3 protein-coding genes are annotated in these 4,682 nt (G+C 71.0%); all 3 read right to left on the reverse strand.

Features of this window, described 5'->3' with window-relative positions:
- Positions 1-2,611, reverse strand: a 2,611-nt coding sequence (locus ACIPYS_RS07675; protein WP_400744499.1) for an AAA family ATPase, incomplete at its 3' end; no start/stop codon positions are given.
- 526 nt (positions 2,612-3,137) lie between these two features.
- A complete protein-coding gene (locus tag ACIPYS_RS07680) occupies positions 3,138-3,860 on the reverse strand; it encodes a class I SAM-dependent methyltransferase (protein ID WP_400744501.1) in 723 nt (240 codons plus the stop codon).
- Positions 3,861-4,166: 306 nt separating this feature from the next.
- Positions 4,167-4,535, reverse strand: a complete 369-nt coding sequence (locus ACIPYS_RS07685; protein WP_093863877.1) for a PRC-barrel domain-containing protein — start codon at positions 4,533-4,535, stop codon at positions 4,167-4,169.
- Positions 4,536-4,682: the final 147 nt, after the last annotated feature.

The raw sequence follows: 4,682 nt of genomic DNA on the forward strand, positions 1-4,682 counted from the left end.
CGTGTGGGTGGCCGTTGATGCGGGTCACCGCGACCGCGTTCACCCCGCTGGTGTGGCCGGTGAGGTGGTGGGTCTGGGTGCCGGTGGTGAGGTCCCACAGCCGGACGGAGTTGTCGTTGCTGCCGGTGATGGCGTGTGGGTGGCCGTTGATGCGGGTCACCGCGACCGCGTTCACCCCGCTGGTGTGGCCGGTGAGGTGGTGGGTCTGGGTGCCGGTGGTGAGGTCCCAGAGCCGCACGGAGTTGTCGTTGCTGCCGGTGATGGCGTGTGGGTGGCCGTTGATGTGCGTTACCGCGACCGCGTTCACCCCGTGGGTGTGGCCGGGCAGGATACGGACCAGGGACGGTGAGACCTGATTGGCCGTTGCCCATCGCACAGTCCAGTCGGCGTCGCCGGGCAACTCGGATTGGAGTGGCGTGTTGCGGAAGCGTGCGGCGTCCAGCGCGAGGATCTGGCGGCGTGCCACAGGCGGCAACGCATGATGGACGCCCCAGGAGGCAAGGTAGACGGAGGCGTTGAGTCTGCCCTGCTCGGATTGCGTATAGGACAGGGCATCGGCGAGGGTGTGGGGGTCGGCGTGCTGGAGGTAGCCGGCGTCGAAGAGGAGTTCGTCCAGGCGTCCGGCGTCGATCGCGTGCTGGGCGGCATGTCTGATCAGATAGCCATGAGCGTGCTGCCAATGCAGCCCGCCGTTCCGGTCGCGGGGGACGCCTTGCAGGAGCTGCTCGAACAGCCGCTCCGCCCGACCGGGCAGCGGGTCCGCCGTCGTCGGCGAGTCCTTGTGAGACGGTCCGCCGGCCGGCCCGCGCAGCCAGTCGGCGAGACCTTGGTGGAAGAGCCGGTAGAGGGTGGTTCCGTCGGTGTCGATGTCGCGGCGCAGGTAGAAGCGTGCTTCCCCGTCGAGGAGGGCGTACAGCTCCGGCAGCGACGGGGGAGGGGTGTCGGGGACGGTGAAGGCGGCGGCCGCGTGGACAAGGACGCTTTCGGGCATGCCGCGGCCCTGGGCGAAGGCGAGGGATGTGAGTACTGGGCGCAGGTGGGGCTGGTCGGTATGGCGTTGGAGGTCGAGCTCGAGGAGGTCGGGCAGGCTGCGGGGCACGGCCCGGCCCAGCCGTGTGGCTTCCTCGGGAGTGGCGGCGGGCGGGGCGGCAAGGAGGTGGTGGACGTAGAGGCCGGTGGTGAGGAACTCGCCCCATTGCAGGCCTTCGGTGTCGTGGCCTGACTGGCCTGTCGGTGGGTGTGCGGTGAGGGTGTCGGCGATCGCGTCGGCGAGGGCGTCCCGGACGGGGCGCAGGTTGGCGCGGATGTAGGGGCCGTCGGCGGTGAGGAGCCGTTTGGCGTAGGCGCTCACGTCCCGGCGGACCTCGTACGGTGCGAGGGTGCTCAGGTCCGTGCATGCTCCGCTGTCCTGGGCCAGGTCGAGGAGTTGGTCGAACCGGGTGTCGGCGCGGGTGGCGACCAGTAGCCGCAGTCGAGCGCCGGCTGTCTGCGCGTGCCGGGCGAGGGGAAGCAGCAGGGCCGTGGTGATGTCCTGGGGTCTGATTGCTTCGTCGAGGGCGTCGATGACGACGGTGACCGGGCGCTGGCCAGGGGGGAGGAGGTCCAGCAGTCGCTGTGCCGGGTTCATGGCCGGGCCGGGCGCTTCCTCGTTCGCTGGGGCCGGGGCGTCGGGGTCGGTGATGTGGCGCAGCTGGCGGGCCAGGGAGGCGGTGATGTGGTCGAGGCCGAGGCGTCGGGCGTGGACGGCGGCGATCCGGTCGTTCTCGCCCGGGACGTGGTCATGGAGCGTGGCCCACAGGGGACGGGTGTGGCGGCGCAGTGCGGGGTGGGCGGCGCACAGGAGGAGGCCGAGGAGTGCGGACTTGCCAGCGCCGGGTTTGCCGGTGATCACCCGTAGTCCCGGGGCGGCGGTGTCGTCGTCGAGCCAGGTGGCGAGAGTGTCGAGTTGTTCGGTGCGGCCGCTGAAGTATCCCTCGCTCCAGTCGCGGGCCACGGGTTCGCCGCCGCCGGCGCGGCGCATGAAATGCAGGGGGTCCGCGGCCCAGTCGGCCAGGCGGGCAATCTCCGGAGGCAGGTCCGGTGCGGGGCCGGTGCGGTGGGAGGCGTAGGAGGGGTTGGGGAAGAACGGCAGGTGGGAGAGGTCGGCGTGGCCGGGGACGAGGCTGGTCAGGATCGACTGCGGCAGCCCGCCGGACTCTTCGGCCAGCTCGTTGACCGCGCGTTCGACGTCCCGCCAGACGGCGGCGGCCGGAATGTACCGGAGGGAGGAGTCGAAGCGGATTTCCAGGGCTTGGTGGTACTTCGTCAGGACCTGGACCAGGGCCTGGCTCAGTCGGTATCCGAACGCCTGCCGGTCCGGCCTGCTCGCGGCGAGCACCCAGGACTTGCGTTTGTCGACGTCCATTCGCGAGTGCCAGGCGGTCACCGCGGCCTGTCCGCTGTAGCAGACGTCCAGGACGAACAGGGTCATCGGTCGGTGCCGTTGGGGGTGGTCCTCGATCAGGTCGATCCAGCTGCCGACCGGGCGGCTGAGCCGGTTCCCGTCGTTGTCCAGGATGTACAGCTTCTCGCTGCTGCCGTCGGCGAGCTCGCCGTGTCCGACGATGTGCACGATCAGTACATCGGCGTCCTCGGCTTCGACAGCGGCCTCTACCAGCCGCGCGTAGTCGGCTTGCTCCTGAGCCTGCGACGACGCTGTCGCCGTCGGGCGACGGGTGTACCGGAAATTCTCCAGAATGTCCGCGACTCTGTCGGCATGGAGGGGAGCCTCCTCCAGGACGTCCAGACCGAACCGTGGCGAATCCCCGTCCTCGGTCCGCGTCAACGCAATCCCCAAGGAAACTACCGCGTAGCGCAGTTCGTCCGAGGGCTCCGGCCGTCCCACGGCCAATGCCATCACGCTCCCGGGTCCTCGGCAGTCGATCAGTGCGATTCGACGTTAGACGCTTCACGTCGCGGTGGGGCCGGATCGCCCGGATCGGTGCAAGTTCGGGCTGGACCAGCGACCCCGACCCCGATAGAGCCGCCCGGACGCTGCGCACCGTTGAAGACGCCGCTGAGTGGCCGATCTCTCACCCCCGTTGCACCCGCGCCTTCGGGCTCCGGCCGGATCGGTGATGGCCCCTCGGCCGGTGGGTTCAGGACCGCCGGTGAGCGCGGATGAGCAGGGTCTCGGCCGTCCACGCACCGGGAACGGCGGACGGAAGGCGGTCGATGCTGATCGCAGTGAAGCCCGCCCCGTCCAGTTGTTCGGTCCAGACGGTCTCCTGGAGGACCCACCGGCGCATGGTCGTGGTGGCGCCCTCCGGAGTGCGGGCCGGGATGTCGGCATGCTGGACGTCCGGCTCGGCCGGGGCCCCGTCGAGGTAGTGCCCCAGCGTGGACGCGGCGAGCAGTCCGCCGGGGCGCAGGGCGCGTGCAGCAGCCGGGAGAAGCCGGCGCGGGTCGGTGAAGTCCAGGCTCCCGAACACCGAGTAGAGCACGTCGTAGGAGCCGGGGTGGGCGTCCAGGTGCTCGACCGCATCGGCGTGAACCGTGCGAAGGCGGGGCGCCAGGTGGCTGTAGAGGTCGCGCGCCATCGCGTGCTGGGCGGGTGAGGCGTCGATCGCATCGACCCGGGCCGGGGCGTGGCGGGCCGCGAGGTGGGCGGCGTGGCGGGCGGCGCCCGCGCCGAGGTCGGCGACGACAAGACCGGTGATGTCGCCGAGCACTTCGACGCCGGGCCCGCCGTCCTGGGCCCAGACCGAGTGAAAGGAGTCGGGGACGGACCGGTCGGTGTCGGCGCGATTGCGGCCGTAGTGGTGCCAGAGGTCCGGTGAGCACGCGGCCCGGGTGGACGAGGTGGTTGTCACCCGGGCCATCCTTGCGCTCGGTGTGCGCCGGCGCGGGGCTTTGGGTGAACTTCACTCTCCCGGGCGGGGTGACCCCGGGCGGGCCGGAGTCACCCCTGACTTGAAGGTCAGTGGGAGTCGTTGCTGGGGTGGCAGGGGCTGCAGTTGGCGGCGTCGGCCCACAGCGGCAGGTCGACGTCCCAGCCGTCGGCGGCGATCAGCCGGGCGGTGCGCAGCACCGTTCCGTCGTCCTTGTACTCGACGGCCGGGACGTGGTGCAGGTCCGGGGTCGTTGCACTGCCCCTGTGGCTCTCGGGCGTTCAACCTCGAGCCCGGTCAGAACCGGCGGCCGCCGTAGAACGGGCTGTAGTAGAGGGCGTAGCGGTCCTGGAAGTCCGGGCCGCGGTCGGTGTCGTCGACGCCGAGGGTGGGGCTGTGCTTGATGTCGTCCTTGGTGCGGTCGATGTAGACCTTCTGCTCGCCGATCTCGATCCGGATGACCGTGCCGGCGGGGAGCAGCACCAGGCGGCCGAAGATCCACGGGCCGGTGTCGACGACCAGGTACTGCGAACCCATCGCCTCGGAGAGGCGGTCCACCTTGCCGACGGAGCCGTCCACGGCCTCCACGTGGAATCCGATGAGGTCGGTGCCGGCGGTGTGGCCGGCGGTGTCGCGGAACTGCCAGAGGTTGACGCCCTCGCTCATGTGTCCTTCTCCCTTCCGTCGTTCGGGCCGGTGGGCGGGCGCCCCGGCGGGCGCCCCCCCCCCGGGGGGCCCCGGGCGGGGGGTGCCAGCCCCCCCGGGGGGGGGGGGGGGTCGGGCCGGCCACCCAAAGTAAAACCCGCACCCAAG

Origin of the sequence: Kitasatospora sp. NPDC089913, from assembly GCF_044748625.1 — a bacterium.
Classification (GTDB): Bacteria; Actinomycetota; Actinomycetes; order Streptomycetales; family Streptomycetaceae; genus Kitasatospora.

Bases quoted from the DNA above. Each gene is read 5' to 3' on its own strand.
- ACIPYS_RS07680 (WP_400744501.1), bottom strand. From the start codon at position 3,860: ATGGCCCGGGTGACAACCACCTCGTCCACCCGGGCCGCGTGCTCACCG.
- ACIPYS_RS07685 (WP_093863877.1), bottom strand. From the start codon at position 4,535: ATGAGCGAGGGCGTCAACCTCTGGCAGTTCCGCGACACCGCCGGCCAC.